The 17144-nt window shown below is 35.9% G+C and carries 17 protein-coding genes; 7 read left to right on the plus strand and 10 right to left on the minus strand.

Going from position 1 to position 17144, the window contains the following annotated elements; genetic code table 11:
• The first annotated feature begins 3 nt into the window (after positions 1-3).
• Complete coding sequence (locus LB465_RS07235) at positions 4-876, plus strand: aldose 1-epimerase family protein (protein ID WP_224468726.1); 873 nt, start codon at positions 4-6, stop codon at positions 874-876.
• Between the two features lie 205 nt (positions 877-1081).
• On the opposite strand, the gene LB465_RS07240 is transcribed toward LB465_RS07235, so the two are convergent.
• Entirely contained in the window at positions 1082-1327 is a 246-nt protein-coding gene (locus LB465_RS07240; RefSeq protein WP_224468729.1) for a hypothetical protein, read from the minus strand.
• A 93-nt stretch (positions 1328-1420) separates the two neighbouring features.
• Positions 1421-1810, minus strand: a complete 390-nt coding sequence (ytxJ, locus tag LB465_RS07245) for a bacillithiol system redox-active protein YtxJ (protein WP_224468731.1) — start codon at positions 1808-1810, stop codon at positions 1421-1423.
• Between the two features lie 183 nt (positions 1811-1993).
• Between ytxJ and clpB the strand changes: the two genes are divergently transcribed.
• Positions 1994-4600: an ATP-dependent chaperone ClpB gene (clpB, locus tag LB465_RS07250; RefSeq protein WP_224468733.1), complete on the plus strand. Its 2607-nt coding sequence runs from the start codon at positions 1994-1996 to the stop codon at positions 4598-4600.
• Positions 4601-4672: 72 nt separating this feature from the next.
• Here the strand turns inward: clpB and LB465_RS07255 are convergent, their stop codons facing one another.
• The gene (locus LB465_RS07255) at positions 4673-4858 is read right to left on the minus strand and encodes a CsbD family protein (protein WP_224468736.1); all 186 of its coding nucleotides are present in this window, start codon (positions 4856-4858) and stop codon (positions 4673-4675) included.
• A gap of 120 nt (positions 4859-4978) precedes the next feature.
• Here LB465_RS07255 and LB465_RS07260 point away from each other — a divergent pair, with 120 nt between their 5' ends.
• Positions 4979-6073, plus strand: a complete 1095-nt coding sequence (locus tag LB465_RS07260; protein ID WP_224468738.1) for an esterase-like activity of phytase family protein — start codon at positions 4979-4981, stop codon at positions 6071-6073.
• Between the two features lie 96 nt (positions 6074-6169).
• Positions 6170-6712: a SixA phosphatase family protein gene (locus LB465_RS07265; protein WP_224468740.1), complete on the plus strand. Its 543-nt coding sequence runs from the start codon at positions 6170-6172 to the stop codon at positions 6710-6712.
• 92 nt (positions 6713-6804) lie between these two features.
• Here LB465_RS07265 and LB465_RS07270 read toward each other — a convergent pair whose 3' ends face one another.
• The 3 genes from LB465_RS07270 to LB465_RS07280 all read right to left on the minus strand — a co-directional run bounded on the left by LB465_RS07270 (position 6805) and on the right by LB465_RS07280 (position 10152).
• Entirely contained in the window at positions 6805-8190 is a 1386-nt protein-coding gene (locus LB465_RS07270; protein WP_224468742.1) for an NAD-dependent succinate-semialdehyde dehydrogenase, read from the minus strand.
• A 129-nt stretch (positions 8191-8319) separates the two neighbouring features.
• On the minus strand, positions 8320-9063 hold the full coding sequence (locus LB465_RS07275) for a DUF6503 family protein (RefSeq protein WP_224468744.1): 744 nt from the start codon (positions 9061-9063) through the stop codon (positions 8320-8322).
• A 162-nt stretch (positions 9064-9225) separates the two neighbouring features.
• The gene (locus LB465_RS07280; RefSeq protein ID WP_224468745.1) at positions 9226-10152 is read right to left on the minus strand and encodes a CPBP family intramembrane glutamic endopeptidase; all 927 of its coding nucleotides are present in this window, start codon (positions 10150-10152) and stop codon (positions 9226-9228) included.
• A 485-nt stretch (positions 10153-10637) separates the two neighbouring features.
• On the opposite strand from LB465_RS07280, the gene smpB reads away from it, so the two are divergent.
• The 3 genes from smpB to LB465_RS07295 all read left to right on the plus strand — a co-directional run bounded on the left by smpB (position 10638) and on the right by LB465_RS07295 (position 14843).
• Positions 10638-11102, plus strand: a complete 465-nt coding sequence (gene smpB / locus LB465_RS07285; protein WP_037320176.1) for an SsrA-binding protein SmpB — start codon at positions 10638-10640, stop codon at positions 11100-11102.
• 7 nt (positions 11103-11109) lie between these two features.
• Positions 11110-12288, plus strand: a complete 1179-nt coding sequence (locus LB465_RS07290; RefSeq protein WP_224468747.1) for an MFS transporter — start codon at positions 11110-11112, stop codon at positions 12286-12288.
• A 65-nt stretch (positions 12289-12353) separates the two neighbouring features.
• Positions 12354-14843: a DUF5686 and carboxypeptidase regulatory-like domain-containing protein gene (locus LB465_RS07295; RefSeq protein ID WP_224468749.1), complete on the plus strand. Its 2490-nt coding sequence runs from the start codon at positions 12354-12356 to the stop codon at positions 14841-14843.
• A gap of 139 nt (positions 14844-14982) precedes the next feature.
• On the opposite strand, the gene LB465_RS07300 is transcribed toward LB465_RS07295, so the two are convergent.
• From LB465_RS07300 to ruvX, 4 genes are all read right to left on the minus strand, one after another.
• Complete coding sequence (locus tag LB465_RS07300) at positions 14983-15417, minus strand: DUF5606 family protein (protein WP_224468751.1); 435 nt, start codon at positions 15415-15417, stop codon at positions 14983-14985.
• A gap of 175 nt (positions 15418-15592) precedes the next feature.
• Positions 15593-16183, minus strand: coding sequence for a peptide deformylase (gene def, locus LB465_RS07305; RefSeq protein WP_224468753.1), 591 nt, complete (start codon positions 16181-16183; stop codon positions 15593-15595).
• A gap of 40 nt (positions 16184-16223) precedes the next feature.
• A complete protein-coding gene (locus LB465_RS07310) occupies positions 16224-16586 on the minus strand; it encodes a four helix bundle protein (protein WP_224468755.1) in 363 nt (120 codons plus the stop codon).
• Between the two features lie 103 nt (positions 16587-16689).
• On the minus strand, positions 16690-17097 hold the full coding sequence (ruvX, locus tag LB465_RS07315; protein ID WP_224468757.1) for a Holliday junction resolvase RuvX: 408 nt from the start codon (positions 17095-17097) through the stop codon (positions 16690-16692).
• Between the last annotated feature and the right edge of the window lie 47 nt (positions 17098-17144).

The following is a 17144-nucleotide window of genomic DNA, read 5'->3' on the forward strand; positions in this document are numbered from 1 at the left end:
CAAATGCACGAATTACAGAACGAATTTCTAAGTATTAAAGTCAATCCTGTTGGTGCTGAATTATCCAGCCTTAAAAATCTGGAAACCGGTACCGAACATTTATGGCAGGGAAACCCCGAATTTTGGGCAAGCCAGGCACCAAATCTATTTCCGGTTATTGGGGTTTTGAAAGATGGCGAGTTCTTTTTTGAAGGCAAGACCTATAAAATGCCTAAACACGGTTTTGTAAGGCATAATGAAGAAATTCAGTTAAAAGAAAAAACTTCGAATTCATTAATTTTTCAACTGGAATATTCAGAAAAAACTTTAGAAATATATCCTTTTAAATTCAGGTTTGAGATTTCATTTATACTGAATGAAAAAAACCTGGAAGTGCAGCATAGAGTTTTCAATTTAGACAATGAGCCGCTTTATTTCTCACTAGGTGGGCATCCTGCTTTTAATGCACCTGTCAGTAAAAATGAGGCTTACGAAGATTATTATCTGGAATTTGACCGCAAAATGGATTTAAGAACTCACGTTTTGAGCCAAAACGGACTGGTAAGTGATAAAACTGAGGGCATTTTAGACAACGAAGATAAAATTCGATTACACAAAGACCTGTTTGCCAAAGACGCTCTGATTTTCAAAAACATTCCTTCAAAAAAAGTAGCTCTAAAAAGTAAGAATTTAGGAACAGTTTTATCCGTAGAATATTCAGATTTTAAAAATTTAGGAATTTGGGCAAAACCGGGAGCTCCCTATGTTTGTATAGAACCCTGGCTGGGAATTGCCGATGTTGAAGGTACCAATCAAAACTTAGTAAACAAAGAAGGAATTGAAACACTGGAAGCCAATAAAAATTTTGAAGCTTCCTATACCATTCATCTTAATTAGTTCTTTTAGAAGAATATTTTTAAATAATCCTTAACTTAAAATAATTATTATTAATCTCATTTTAGCATAAACTACCGGCTAGTGTGCAAATGAGAAAAGAAAAAGGTACCGTAAGAAAAGGTATGTCTTACCTATTCTTATCGTTTCGTTATTAATTACTGGGGATTATTATAGCTAAGGCTATTAAAGCAATTTTACATCACATTTATCGTTTATCTTTCTTTGCAGTCTTGTCCTTTTGAGACTGATCCATAAATTCTCGTTCTTCCCGGGCACTGGCTTTATCACTTTTTGAAGAATCCTTTTTATTATTCTTTTTAAACTTACTTTTATCCCGATCGCGCTCTTTCTGCTTTAGATCACGGAACTCTTCCTGTTCCCTGTCCTTATCCTCCTGATTTAAAGATTCCCAGTTCTCCTCCATTTTCTTAATATCTTCCTTCTTAGCCATTGCTCTTTAATTTATTGGTTTTCGTAGATAAAAGATACAAAGGCAATTCCATCAAACTGAAATTGCCTGCAGTTTTAACAAGAATTTATTTCTTTAAGCTAAATCTTCCAATTTTGCAGCATCAATATCCTGATGAGAAGCATGGTGAACAACTTTTTCATCACTTAAAACAATAAATTGTGGACTTTCGTGTCTTACGCTTAACTCATCGGCCACCGCATTAGACACGTCACGATGCTTTCTTAAATCCAAAAAATAGAGTTTTGTATTTTCATTTTCTTCATATTCCCTTTCAAAATTCCTCAACACCATTTTACTAATTCCACAACTGGTAGAATGTTTAAAAATCCCGATTAATTTATCTTTAGATTCTTCTTTAGCTATGGTAATTTGATCTTTATCGGTTAATTCTGTCCAGGGAAATTCTGATTTTTTTTTCGTCTCATCTCCATCTCCCTTAAATATTTTATCTAGTAATCCCATTGGTGATTTTTCTTTTGTACAAAATTAGATCTTAATAAATTTAATCTGTGCTTCAACTCAAAATTAATTTCAGAAAAATTAACCTAAATGTCAAATTGGCGTTAATTTAAGAATAAAACAAGTCAATTTGTCTTAATTTTTTAATGGTATATCAATTGCTTTATTCTTTAAAAATAAACCACTATGAACTTTAACAACTTTACCATAAAATCACAGGAGGCCATCCAGCAAGCACAGCAACTTGCTCAGGAATTAGGCCATCAGCAAATTGAGAACGAGCACATTTTTAAAGCAATAAGTACTGTAGACGAGAATGTAGCTCCTTTTTTACTGAAAAAACTGAATATTAACGTCAATCTCTTTAATGATATTCTGGATAAAACCCTACAGAGTTTTCCAAAAGTGAGCGGTGGCGATATCGTACTTTCGCGGGAAGCAGGAAAAGCAGTTAACGAAGCTTCTACTATAGCGAAAAAAATGAAGGATGAATATGTTTCTATTGAACACCTCATTCTCGCAATTTTTAAATCGTCTAGCAAAGTAGCCCAAATCTTAAAAGATCAGGGTGCGACTGAAAAATCCTTAAAAGCAGCGATAGAAGAATTGCGCAAAGGAGACCGGGTAACTTCGCAAAGTGCAGAAGAAACCTATAACGCCCTGGATAAATACGCCATTAATTTAAACCGAATGGCCGAGGAGGGAAAACTGGATCCTGTAATTGGCCGTGATGAGGAAATACGAAGAATTTTACAGATTCTTTCCCGACGCACCAAAAACAACCCAATGTTGGTTGGAGAGCCGGGAACCGGTAAAACGGCCATAGCCGAAGGTTTAGCACATAGAATTATTGCCGGCGATATTCCCGATAACCTTAAAGATAAAGTGATCTATAACCTGGATATGGGAGCGCTTATTGCCGGCGCAAAGTATAAAGGTGAGTTTGAAGAACGCCTTAAAGCCGTAATAAAAGAAGTGACTTCCAGCGATGGGAATATCGTGTTGTTTATAGATGAAATTCATACACTTGTTGGTGCCGGTGGCGGTCAGGGTGCTATGGATGCGGCTAACATTTTAAAACCCGCATTGGCTCGTGGCGAATTGCGTGCAATTGGAGCAACCACTTTAGATGAATACCAAAAATATTTTGAAAAAGACAAAGCCCTGGAAAGAAGATTTCAAAGAGTAACCGTAGATGAACCAGATACAGAAAGTGCAATTTCCATCTTACGCGGAATTAAAGAGAAATACGAAACTCACCATAAAGTTAGGATTAAAGATGAAGCGATTATCGCTGCGGTTGAATTATCTCAGCGTTATATCACAAACCGGTTTTTGCCCGATAAGGCTATTGATTTAATGGATGAAGCAGCTTCTAAACTTCGAATGGAAATCAATTCGAAACCCGAAGAACTCGATGTTCTGGACAGAAGAATAATGCAGCTGGAGATTGAAATTGAAGCTATAAAACGTGAAAAAGACGAAGCTAAATTAAAAACACTCCGGGCTGAACTGGCAAATATAAAAGAAGAACGCAACGAATTACACGCCCGCTGGCAGAATGAAAAAGGTGTAGTAGACAGTATTCAGAATTTAAAATCTGATATCGAAAACTTTAAACTGGAAGCAGAACGTGCCGAGCGAGAGGGAGACTATGGAAAAGTAGCCGAAATTCGCTACGGAAAAATAAAAGAAGCCCAGGAGAAACTGGAAGCCTTGCAAAAAACCGTTGCACAAAATCAAAATGAAAAATCCCTTATCCAGGAAGAAGTAACCAATGAGGATATCGCTGAAGTTGTTGCAAAATGGACCGGAATTCCGGTAACTAAGATGTTGCAAAGCGATCGTGAAAAATTACTAAAACTGGAGGATGAACTACACAAACGAGTAGTTGGACAGGAAGAAGCAATAATAGCAGTAAGTGATGCGGTACGCCGAAGCCGTGCAGGTTTACAGGATCAGAAAAGACCTATAGGTTCTTTCTTATTCCTGGGTACCACCGGAGTTGGTAAAACCGAACTTGCAAAAGCCCTCGCAGAATATTTGTTTGATGATGAGGCTGCGATGACACGTATTGATATGAGTGAATATCAAGAGAGACATTCAGTGAGTCGTTTGGTTGGAGCACCTCCGGGATACGTGGGTTATGATGAAGGCGGTCAGCTTACTGAAGCCGTTAGAAGAAAACCGTATTCTGTGGTTCTTTTAGACGAAATTGAAAAGGCTCACCCCGATACTTTCAATATTTTATTACAGGTTCTGGATGAAGGAAGGCTTACGGATAACAAAGGACGTCTGGCAGATTTTAAGAACACCATTATTATTATGACCTCAAATATGGGAAGTCATATTATTCAGGAGAAATACGAAAATGTAAAAGATCCTGATACGGCAATGGATTCGGCTAAAACTGAAGTACTGACCTTGTTAAAACAAAGTGTTAGGCCGGAGTTTATAAACAGAATAGACGATATTATTATGTTTAGCCCGTTAACCCAAAAAGACATCAGGAAAATTGTTTCGTTACAACTTAAGGGCGTGAAGAAAATGCTGGAAAAACAGCATATTGTTCTTGATGCCACAGAAGAAGCGATCAGTTATCTGGCTAGTCGCGGATTTGATCCTCAATTCGGTGCAAGACCGGTTAAAAGAGTAGTTCAGCGGGAAGTTCTCAATAAACTTTCAAAAGAAATTCTCGCCGGAAATATCAAAACCGACCATATTATTCTTATAGATGAATTTGATGACCAGTTGGTTTTTAGAAATGAAACCAATCCGGTAGAAACTGAATAAACTTGATTTTTTATACAAAAAAAGGCTGGGTAAAAAATTTACCCAGCCTTTTCTCTTTTTCACAGATGATAATTACATATTATCAATCTCTTTTTTCAATTCTTCTTTAGTCTTACCGGTTTTCTCTTGTAAACGACCCAGCATTTCATCAAACTTTCCTTCAGAATATGTAGTATCATCATCGGTTACATCGCCATACTTTTGCTTAAATTGACCTTTAACTTGTTTCCACTTTCCTTCTAATTGATCATTATTCATAATATTTGGTTTTAGGTGTTAATAATAAGTTCAATTTACAATATGACTGCCGCCTAAACTCTCAATAAACTCCCATATTTCTCTTAATGATTTGTTATTTTTGAAATCTAAAATCCTTTGATGAAAAAGTTCCTTTTATTTCTTGTCTCTCTTAGCCTGGTTAGCTGTGCTACCACTAAAAACATTGATGATTCAAATATTAAGCTGCGCTATTTAGACGATGTGGTAATTCCGCAAAATCTTGAAGTTGGAGGAACCAAAGTTGGGGGAATTTCTGGAATAGATTTTTACAACGGCGACTATTACCTGGTATGTGATCAACCTTCCAATCCGCGCTTCTATAAATCGAAAATTCCATTTCTTAACCGTTCTATAGATACCGTTTTAATTACTGAAGTGGTACACTTAGATAAAAGCGATAATTTTTATAAAAAACACACACCCGATTTAGAAGGAATTCGGTTTGATTCTGAAACTAATGAACTTGTTATTTCTGCTGAAGGTTCAATTCAAAATGGCAAAGATCCCTCGATTTTTCATATCTCTACTGAAGGGGAATTTCTTTCCGCTTACGAGATCCCGGAATACTTTGAAGCTTCAGGGGAGCAAAAACCCAGAAATAATGGTGTTTTTGAAGGTTTAGCCGAAAGTTTTAATAAATCTGGTTACTGGGTGGCGATGGAACTTCCCCTGGAAAAAGACGGACCTAAACCTAAAATTTACGCTACAAATTCTCCGGTTAGAATTACTAAATACGATAAAAACACGCAAAAAGCGGAGCGACAATTCGCTTATAAATTAGACGGAATTTCAAAATTACCAATCAATTGGTTTGCGGTAAATGGTGTTACTGAAATTCTGGAATATGCAGAAGATAAATTCCTGGTTTTGGAGCGGGCCTACTCTGCTGGGTATGGATCTAACGGAAATACAGTAAAAATCTTTGATGTAGATGCTTCAAAGGCTACCAACACCTTGGAAATGGAAAACCTCAGCAAATCTGATTATCAATATGCCGAAAAACGACTGGTTTTCGATTTTAAATCGGTTAAAAATTTCCTCACTGAAGAAACTATAGATAACATTGAAGGAATGACCTTTGGGCCCGATTTGCCAGACGGAAAAAAATCTTTAATCTTGGTATCAGACGATAATTTTAGTAGTTTTAGTGATCAAATCACTCAATTTATTCTTTTAGAATTGGAAATTAAGTAACCTACCTCGCGGCAATCCCACGAGTCATTAATGCAAAGTATAATTTGATTTCGAGGCAGGCCTCGGAGCATTTAAACCTCGATTATCGAGTAAAATATGAAGCACTACTTTTTAATACTGAGCCTTATCGTTTTAACCTCCTGTAATTTTGGAGACAAAGAGCCTGAAGAAATTATGGAAGACGCTAGAGATCCGTCGAAAGAGATCACGACTTATTATTTTATTCGCCACGCCGAAAAAGATACTACAGATTCAAAAAATAAAGATCCTGAATTAACCGAAGCCGGCCGGAATAGAACCCAGGATTGGGTGAAAATCTTTCAGGATATAGATTTTGACCTTATTTACAGTTCAAACTATAAACGAACAGTAAATACAGCCCAACCAATTGCTGAATCTAAAAATTTAGAAGTTAAATTTTACAATACTAAAAAGTTAAACGATAAAGATTTTCAGGAAAGCACGAAGAATAAAACAGTTTTGGTGGTTGGTCACAGTGATCTCAATCCTGAATGGGTAAATTATATTTTAGGAAGAAAAAAATATCAGGATCTAGATGAAAAAGTCTACGGAAGTCTATTTATAGTTACCGTTCATCCTGATAACTCCCGGACTTCCCAGGTGCTATATTTTAATTAAAAAAGGCAGCCTGAAAACATCTGGTTCCTGAAACGAGTTCATGAACTTAAGTTTTCAAGCTACCTTTTTGATAGCTTAGAAAAGATACATTCCTATCCGTTCAAAATATTAATCGCTTTTGCGTTTACAAATTCTTTAATTCCGAAACCACCGTGCTCACGGCCGTAACCTGAATTTTTCACGCCGCCAAATGGCATATTTGGTTGTGCTAAACCGAAAGAATTAATAAACACCATTCCAGTATCAAAGTGCTTACTGGCCAATTCTACAGCTTTATCTACATCTTCAGAGAATATTCCGCCTCCAAGTCCAAAGCGGCTATCGTTGGCAATTCGCATTGCGTCTTCATCATCTTTTGCTTTAATCAAGGAAGCAACAGGACCAAAAAGTTCATCGTCATAAGCGGGTTGTCCCGGCTTTACATTGGCTAATACTGTCGCAGGATAATAGTAACCTTCCCCTTCAGGGATATTGCCACCACAAAGCACAGCCGCACCTTTTTTCACGCTGTCTTCTACCTGATCGTGCAATTCTTTCCGAAGATCCTCTCTTGCCATTGGGCCAAGATCATTATCATTATTAGTTGGATCACCTGCTTTTATGTTCTTCATTTCTTCAACAAAAGCCTCTTTAAATTCATCATAAACCTTTTCTGTGACTATAAAACGTTTAGCAGATACACAGGTTTCTCCATTGTTGTAAATTCTACCCATCACACACCATTTTACCGCTTTCTTAACATCGGCATCTTCAAGTACCATATAAGCATCGTTTGAACCAAGTTCAAGAACAGTTTTCTTCAAATTAGATGCTGCTTTTTCGCCAATAATTTTTCCTGCTTCAGGACTTCCAGTTAAGGTTACTCCACGAATCAAGTCGTGCTCTATAATAGAATCAGATTGATCGTGATCAATAATAATAACTTTAAAAAGATTTTTCGGTAATCCTGCGTCATTAAATATTTTTTCAATCAATAATCCTGAACCGGTTACATTTCCGGCGTGTTTTAATAAAACTGCGTTGCCGGCCATAAGGTTAGCAATTGCGTATCTAATAACCTGATATGCCGGGAAATTCCAGGGCTGAATTCCGTAGATTACACCTAAAGGAGAATAGGTAATTATACCGCGACCACCATCTGGTAATTCGCGCTCTTCATCCTTCAAGTTTTCAGGACCATTAGCGGCTGTCCATTCACAAATTCCCGCACATAGATCAACTTCCTGTTCTCCGTGCTTAAGTAATTTACCCATTTCGGCAGTCATGAGTTTCACCAGTTCGGTTTTGTGCTCGGTTAACTTCTCTCCTATTGCTTTAATTACCTCAGCTCTTTGTTTCGGAGTTTTTTCCCGCCATTTTAAAAATGCCTGATGGCATTCTTCCACGGCATCTTTCGCTTCCTGATCTGTAAAATAATTGTAGGACTCTAATTCCTTTCCCGTTGCCGGGTTAATGGTTTTCAATGTTTTCTCTTTCATAACTTTTTTTTGGAAATTTAAAGTTATGAACTGAGGTAAGGAATGAGGACTAAGGCGTTGTTAAAGCTTTTAAAACAACACGTTAATTAGGAAGAATTAACAGATGTACGTAAGAATATTCTTCAGGTTTTATTCCAAAAGATCAACTTCAATATTCCTGTTTTCTATTTTCGAGAGTAATTCCAGTTGCCTGGCTTCGTAAAGATCATCTAATTGTGTTAGTGGAGTATCCAAATCATCAGCTTTGTAATTTTCGTAATCTACAAACCTAATTCCTTCAATAGTTCTGGGGTTGTAAGCTTTTCTAAAACGCAATCCGCCATCATTAACTTCAAAACTATAGGCAAGATAATCTATATTGTAATTTTGAGTATTAATCCAGTACATATAAACATCTTCGTGATCTGCGCCACCACCTTCAGCACTAAAAGTGACTTTTACTTCATAATATTCCTTGTCGTGAATAGTGTCTTTTCCTATCAATTCTTTATTAACAGCGGCATCATTTAAACCGAATGGTAACTGAACAAAATAGTGAACCGAATTCACCGAATTTGCATAAACCGTTTTCATAGAATCAGAAAGTTGTACCGCAGTATCCTTGTAGTAGCGAGTAAATCCTTCATTGTTTACAACATCGCGATATTGGGTACCGGTAGAATCGGCCAGGACTCGCTCTAATTCAAATTTCCCACCTTCTCTTTTACTTCTATAAGATCCTTTTCTAAAATCGAAACTAATTTCGGCATTTTTATAATTTTCTCCGCCAGCATTTTTAATGGCTTTATCTATAATTTGCTGTGCATTTTCCTGTTCGGAACTACAGGCAAAAGTTACTGCTATAATAAGTGCTCCTAAAAAGTATTTTTTCATCTTTAAAACTATAATTATTAAAAGGCTGTTGAGATACCAAAATTGTTTGCTAAGGTAAATAAAATGATAAAAGAACAGATAACAAGGATTACATATAGAACGATGAGAAAGATAGGGTGAAATAAAGGCCTAGCAGTAATTAGAAATAGATTATTAAATTTTTTATTCCTTTATCAAATAAATAAGATCTTCTTCGCGTAAAAATGTACTTATATTTTCTTCCAGAGATTTTTCCTGTATACCTTGTTTTTCTGAACTAATTAAAAAATTGTATTTCATAAATGGTTCAATTTGGAATATTTCTTTGTTTTTAATTAAACTGTCAGAAACTATTTGATATACATTTTTGGCTTCAACATTTCGCGCTTCTAAATATCCTTCACTATCCGTTACAGTATCATTATTAGATTTTGAACTTTTAGAGAACATTAAAATTGATTTGTCATCATTAAATATGGAGGTCCGAGACCATTCTACTCGTATAAATTCATTTTTAAAAACTTTAGTTTCCTTATTAGGAAATTGAAGGTTATATAAAAGAATGGCTACAATTAAAACATTCCAGGAAAAATGTAACAATATCGCTTTTAAAAGATTAAAGTTTATAGCTGTCCATACTAATATGCATCCTAAACTAAATTGATAAAAAGGTAAATAAAAATATTCCAAGGTGATTAATTCCTCAAAATCGTAATGTATCGTAGTAAATAATAAAATATTTAATAGAATGGATAAATTCTGTAAAATCACATTTTCAACATATTTAATATTTAAGGATATCAATATGAAAAATAGAATTAGAAGAAAAATAGTAAGGTAATTTGCGAAACCAAATAAGATAAATAAGGGTAAAGAAATTAAAGCGGTAATTTTTATCCATTTTCTATTTACAAAAAAACCTCTAAATATAATTTCTTCAACTATGGGAGCCCACACCAGTGCCACTATTATAGTAATACCGAAAGGTAAATTGGAAAAATTCCGTTTCCCTTTATAGGGTAACTCATTTTCAATCCAAACATCAAAGATTAATGCAAAACAGAGAGCAATCCCTGCTAGTGCAAAAAGCCAATTCTTTTCTTTACCCATTGTTTTAATTGGATTTTACTTTCGATCATTTATTACTTTTTTACAATTACAAAAATTTTTAGATCACCAAAAACACCGTAATATTAAATACCAAGGATGACTGGAAAAAAGATAATTTAATATTATTCATAAAAATAAGACTCGTTAAAGAAAATAGCAGATTTTGAAGAAAGTGCTACTACTTGCTATATCAAATTTTAAAATGGCTCTTAAACTTTTTTCTACTATAAAACTCCCATTTAATCTATATTTATTAGCCGAAGATTTTTCATCCACCTCAAATAAACTGATATTCTCTATTAATTACAGAAAACGCTGAAAGCGCTCAGCCGGATTTAATTCTAGAAAAGCCTTTCGCTGATTGGCTTTACTGTGCTCTTTTGTAGTTTAAGAAATTTGCATATTGTAAATATAATAATATTCATTAGCTATTTTAAAAGCTTCTTAAGCCTTTTTCTAAAGAAAGCTTCCTATTTTTGTTTCTTATGAAGAAGACCAGCAATACCATAAATATAAAGAATAGAAAGGCCCGATTTGAGTATGAAATCCTCGATAAATACGTGGCCGGGATTAAACTGGCCGGGACCGAGATAAAAGCCATCAGGCAGGGAAAAGCTTCTATCGCCGAGAGTTTTTGTGAGTTTCAGAACAACGAATTATTCGTGATTAATATGCACGTTGAAGAATATTCTCACGCCACACATTTTAATCACAACCCTAAAAGTGAGCGGAAACTTCTCTTACAACGCCGTGAATTACGAAAGCTGGAAAAAGAAGTAAAGAATTCCGGACTTACCATTATCCCTCTGCGCGTTTTTATTAACGATCGCGGTCTAGCGAAAATGCAAATTGCGCTGGCAAAAGGTAAAAAACTCTACGATAAACGGGAAACTATTAAAGATCGTGAAAGCAAAAGAAAATTAGACAGGATCAAGAAAGAATACAAATAATTCCTGGATGCAGCCGGCAAAACAGATTCTACCGCTAATCGTTTTTTCCCAGTTTTGCTGCACCTCGCTTTGGTTTGCCGGTAATGCCGTGATGCCCGAGCTTTACCTCAACTTTAATTTAAATGACGAAGCTTTAGGGCATTTAACCTCTGCGGTGCAATTCGGTTTTATTCTGGGCACGCTCATTTTTGCTTTTCTAAGCTTTGCCGATAGATTTTCTCCTTCAAAACTCTTTTTCATTTCTGCTGTTTTTGGTGCAATTTTTAACCTGGGGATTATTCTCGAAAACAATAATTTAAACAGCTTACTCCTACTCCGTTTCCTCACGGGATTTTCCCTGGCAGGGATCTATCCCGTCGGGATGAAGATCGCTGCAGATTACTATGACAAAGGTCTCGGGAAATCTCTTGGTTATCTGGTGGGTGCCCTGGTTTTGGGTACAGCTTTCCCACACTTTATAAAGACTTTCACCGGTACAGAAGAGCTGCCCTGGCGTTATGTGATTATCGCCACTTCCGGTTTCGCATTTCTGGGTGGACTTTTAATTTTTCTATTTGTTCCCAATGGCCCATTTAGAAAAGCAAAGGGCAAGTTTAAAGTTGATGCTGTTTTTAGCGTTTTTAAGAATAAAAATCTGCTTAGCGCCGCTTTTGGTTATTTCGGGCATATGTGGGAGCTCTATACTTTTTGGGCTTTTGTTCCAATTATTTTAGCGACTTATAAAATTTCGTTTCCCGAAAGTAATTTTGATATTCCGTTTTGGTCATTTATAATTATTGGAATTGGCGGACTTTCCTGTGTTTTGGGTGGTTATATTTCAGAAATTGCCGGGATAAAACGAACCGCTGCTACCGCTTTACTCCTATCGGGTTTATGTTGTATAATTTTTCCTTTCATTTTTCTACAGCCTTCAGCAACAATACTCATCTCATTTTTATGCTTTTGGGGAATTATGGTAGTCGCCGATTCACCTCTATTCTCAACATTGGTAGCTAGAAACGCCCCACCGGAAATTAAAGGCACAGCCCTTACCATTGTAAATTCCATAGGTTTTGCCATTACTATTGTGAGTATCCAGTTAATTACTTATTTGAATCAATTGGAACCGGTGTATAGTTTAAGTTTGCTTGCTATAGGACCTGCCCTGGGTTTGTGGGGATTATTTCAGAAAAAAGTACAGCTTTAGCAAACAGATAAATAGACTAAGCATAATTATTTTGCCTAATTTGGCCACTTCTTAAATTCATCATCATGCATCAAAAAATCATCATCATTTTTCTTATTCTTTCATCAATTAACTTAACTGCCCAAATTACCGGCAAGGTTACCGATACGGAAAACGAAACGCTCCCCTATGTCAATATTTATACTGAAGATGGGAGATTTGGAACTACGACTAATGAAAATGGCGTTTATGAACTAAAAATAAATAGGCCGGGAGATTACAATTTAGTCTTTCAGTTTTTGGGTTATCAAACTCAGAAAAAAACTATTTCAATTGAAGAATTTCCCCACGAATTAGATATAAGCTTAATACCCGAAACTACCAGTCTGGATGAAGTAAATATTTCTTCAGGTGAAAATCCCGCAAACGCGATAATCAGAAAAGCGATAGATTTCAGAAAACGAAACGCCGAAAAACTTGAAGCTTATACCGCCGATTATTATTCCCGCGGATTATGGCGAATTAAAAATGCCCCGGAAAAAATACTGGGACAGGAAGTTGGCGATCTTGGCGGCGGACTCGACTCTACCCGAAGCGGTATCGTTTATTTAAGTGAAACAATTTCTGAAATTTCATACAAACGTCCCGATGATTTTAAGGAAAAGATTATTGCTTCTAAAGTGAGTGGCGACGATAATGGTTTCAGTTTAAACTCGGCGCAGGAATCTTATTTTTCATTTTATGAAAATACCATTGAGATTAATAGTGAAATGGTTTCTCCAATCGCAGAATATGCTTTTAACTATTACGATTATAAGTTAGATGGAATTTTTTATGATGAAAATGGGAACCTCATCAACAAGATAAAAGTGAGTCCGAAACGGGAAAAAGACCGGGTTTTTTCCGGCCATATTTATATTGTTGAAGACCTTTGGCAAATCTTTGGCGTAGAGTTGCAAACTACCGGCCAGGCCATACAGGTACCGCCCATAGAGACTTTAGATTTCAAACAGAATTATCGCTTTTCAGAAGAGAACGGGTTTTACGTTCAAATTTCACAAACAGTTGATTTTAGGTTTGCGATGTTCGGAATTTCAGGAGATGGAAGGTTTACCGCGGTTTACAGCGATTATAATTTTAAACCTGAATTCAGTAACCAAAGCTTTGGGAGTGAAATTATGTCTTTTGCTGAAGCTGCCAATAAAAAAGATTCTACTTACTGGGAAAAATTACGCCCGGTGCCTTTAACCGATGAGGAAATTAACGATTACGTAAAAAAAGACAGCATACAAACCCTTAGAAATTCAAAACCCTATTTGGATTCGATTGACGGAGTACGGAATAAATTCAACTTAACCGATCCCATTTTCGGCTATTCCTGGCAAGATTCGCATAAAGACCGCTATTTCAATATCAGTTCCCCACTGATGGGTACGCATTTTAATACGGTGCAGGGCTGGAATACTTCGAGTACAATTTCTTACAGGCAAAACGACAAAGAGGATGAGAATTCCGGAAAATACTGGCGTTTGTATTCTACGCTTAATTACGGGTTTAGTGATGACCGCCTTAGGATCAAAGGAGGATTTCAGAAACAATTTAATAATTCCAGTAGGCCTGTTTTAAGTATTTCCGGCGGAATAGAAACCGCACAAATTAATGACAGAAATCCTATTTCTGAAAGACTAAACGATATTACCACCATATTTTTTGAACGAAACTACCTGAAAATTTACGAACGTTCTTTTGCTGAAGTCTCTTATCAGCAGGAAATAATGAACGGCCTCTACTTTTTTGGAGATTTTAGTTATGAAAACAGAAACCCATTAATCAACACCACAGATCAGGTAATTATTGATAATGATGATGTTCAATATACCTCGAACAATCCACTGCAACCTGATAATTTTGGTTCGGTGCCATTTAGGGAACACGATATTTTTAAACTTAATCTGAATACCAGAATTAGGTTTGGACAAAAATATATGAGCTACCCAAGTGGAAAATTCAATATTAATAACGAAAAATATCCTACCCTTTATCTAGGCTATGAAAAAGGTTTTGGCGCGAGTGTAGAAGGATACAATTTCGATCAATTTAAAGCTTCGGTAACACAAAGTTTTAAATTGGGTAATAAAGGGGAATTTGGTTATAATTTAAACGGGGGAACTTTTTTAAATGCTGAAGATATGGCCTTTGTAGATTACCGGCATTTTATTGGCAACCAGACCAGGGTAAATAATGGCTTTAGCAATCTATCAAGATTCAATCTCCTGCCCTATTATGCGATGAGCACCAATAAAACTTATGCTGAAGCTCACGCCGAACACGATTTTAAAGGTTGGGTTTTAGGAAAAATACCCTTTTTAAATCAGTTGAATTACAATTTGGTAATTGGTGCCCGTGCGCTGTATACCGAAGACAAAAAACCTTATTCTGAATATTCGGTTGGAATAGACAATCTTGGTTTTGGTAAATACAGGTTGCTAAGATTAGATTATGTGGTTTCCAATATGGATGGCCAACGGGAAGGCGCTTTTATCTTTGGGTTGAAGTTTTTGGGAATTTTGGATTAGAATTTCGCTGAAATATCATCATGTAAGATCCTGAAACAGGATGACGTATTTTCAAAACAAAAAACCTCACAGGTTTTGAAACTGTGAGGTTTTTTTGAATGTCATTACGAAAGAGCAATGAGAAGAAATATTTAAATTCTTACTCTTCTTCCCCCGATTTATCTTTATCGGCTGGTTTTTCTTCTTCTGAAGAGAAATCGGTGATCCCGTTTTTAATTAACAGGTTATACCATTGAAAAATCTTTTTCATATCGCTGGCATAAACACGATCTACATCATAATCTGGCAAAACTTCGGCGAAATAATTCTCCAATTCAGCTTTATTAGATTTGTGACTAATCGCTTCACCGCCATCTTCCTTTTCTTTCATCTTTTCAAAGATTTCAGCAAGCGGAACTTCTTCGGTGTACGTATAGATTGCGATCTCGCTCAATAAGCTAACATTGTGACGAATGTTCACCGCCATTTTCTTTCCCTCAGGAATTGATTTTACAATAAATCCGCCACGACTTTGCGCCGTTAATTCATATAAACCGGGTTTTCCCGAAATCGCTAATATTTTATCTAATCCCATAGTAGTTTTTTATTCCCTCATTAAGGGTGTATTTTCACGAGGTCTCCCTAATCATTCAGGCGGGCTTGCCTCTATATTATAAAATAGTTTTCTTATTCATTCCTCGTGAACAAACTCCGAGGATATTGATTTTGGCAGGCAAATATCAGCTGCCAGTATTAATTATCAAAGTGATTTAACGCCCTTTTTTCATTTCAGGAAAGCGCATCTTATAATCGATCTTTATTTTTCCTTTTGAAATGCCAGAAAGTTTTCCCTTTAGCAAACGCTTTTTAAGGCTGGAAAGTTTATCGGTGAACAAAATTCCTTCAATATGATCGTACTCGTGCTGAATTACCCTCGCGGCTAAGCCTGTAAAAGTATCGCGATGTGATTCAAAATTTTCATCCTGATATTCTATCACGATTTTCGGTTTTCTAAATACATCTTCCCTAATTTCAGGAATACTTAAACAGCCTTCGTTAAAAGCCCATTCTTCGCCTTCTTCCTCAACGATTTTGGGGTTTATAAACACCTTTTTCAACTTTTTAAGCTCTTCTCTTTCCAGTAATTCTAATTCCTCATCTTCAGCAAACGGGCTGGAATCTACTAGGAACAAACGAATGGGACGACCAACTTGTGGTGCAGCAAGGCCAACCCCAAAGGCATTGTACATGGTCTCCCACATATTTTCTATCAATTCATCCAGTTTCGGATAATCTTCCGGTATTTCTTTACATTTTTTGCGTAAAACCGGATCTCCGTAAGCTACAATTGGTAAAATCATTCTTTTTAATTGTATATTTTATAATGAATAATTTATAATTTTATTTTCCGGAATTTAAATTCCTTACCGCGGTGATTCTTGATGCTATAAAAATTGATGTCAACTCTTTAGCTTCAATCACTAAATCTTTTGAATCTTCTACATTAATCAAATTTTCATCTTTAGCAAATTCAATCCAGAAAATACGTTCATCAGCTTCTTCAATTACTATTCCTAATTTTGAAATAAAAGCTTTTTTTGATTGTCCTAAACATGCTGCCCTGTAATTGGCTGCGACTGAAGTACTACACCGGATTAACTGACCTTCAATATGGCTTCCTAATTTATTCTTCGGAAGTTGTATTGCCAATTTCACACATCTATGTGCAAAAATATTGGAACGTTTAATTAAGTCGGTTTTCATTACCTCAACCTAAAAATTATTCATTAATCATTATTCACTATTCATTTTTTTAACGTCAAGCTGAACTTGTTTCAGCTTCTAATATTTTCGTATTCTAACTCAGTTACTCGTAAAGATAAGTTTGCAGAATAATTGTTGCACTTATTTCATCTATAAGCGCTTTATCTCTGCGTTTTTTCTTTTTAAGTCCACTGTCTATCATAGACTGAAAAGCCATTTTGGAGGTGAACCTTTCATCTACCCTTTTTAGCGGCATTTCAGGAAATTTTTTAATAAAAACCTTCAAAAATTCCTGAATATATACTTCACTTTCTGAAGCGGAATCGTCTTTTTGTTTGGGTTCTCCCACCAGCACCAATTCTACGTTTTCCTCTTTAAAATACTTATCGAGAAAATCCAGAAGTTCCGGTGTCTTCACAGTGGTAAGTCCTGAGGCAATCATTTTGAGTTCATCGCTAACCGCTATACCGGTGCGTTTTGTCCCAAAGTCTAATGCCATAATACGAGCCATCTTCAAAATTTGCGCAAAGGTAATGTTTATATTGCTTTACCACCAAA

Source organism: Salegentibacter lacus (assembly GCF_020164555.1).
GTDB classification, from domain to species: domain Bacteria; phylum Bacteroidota; class Bacteroidia; order Flavobacteriales; family Flavobacteriaceae; genus Salegentibacter; species Salegentibacter lacus.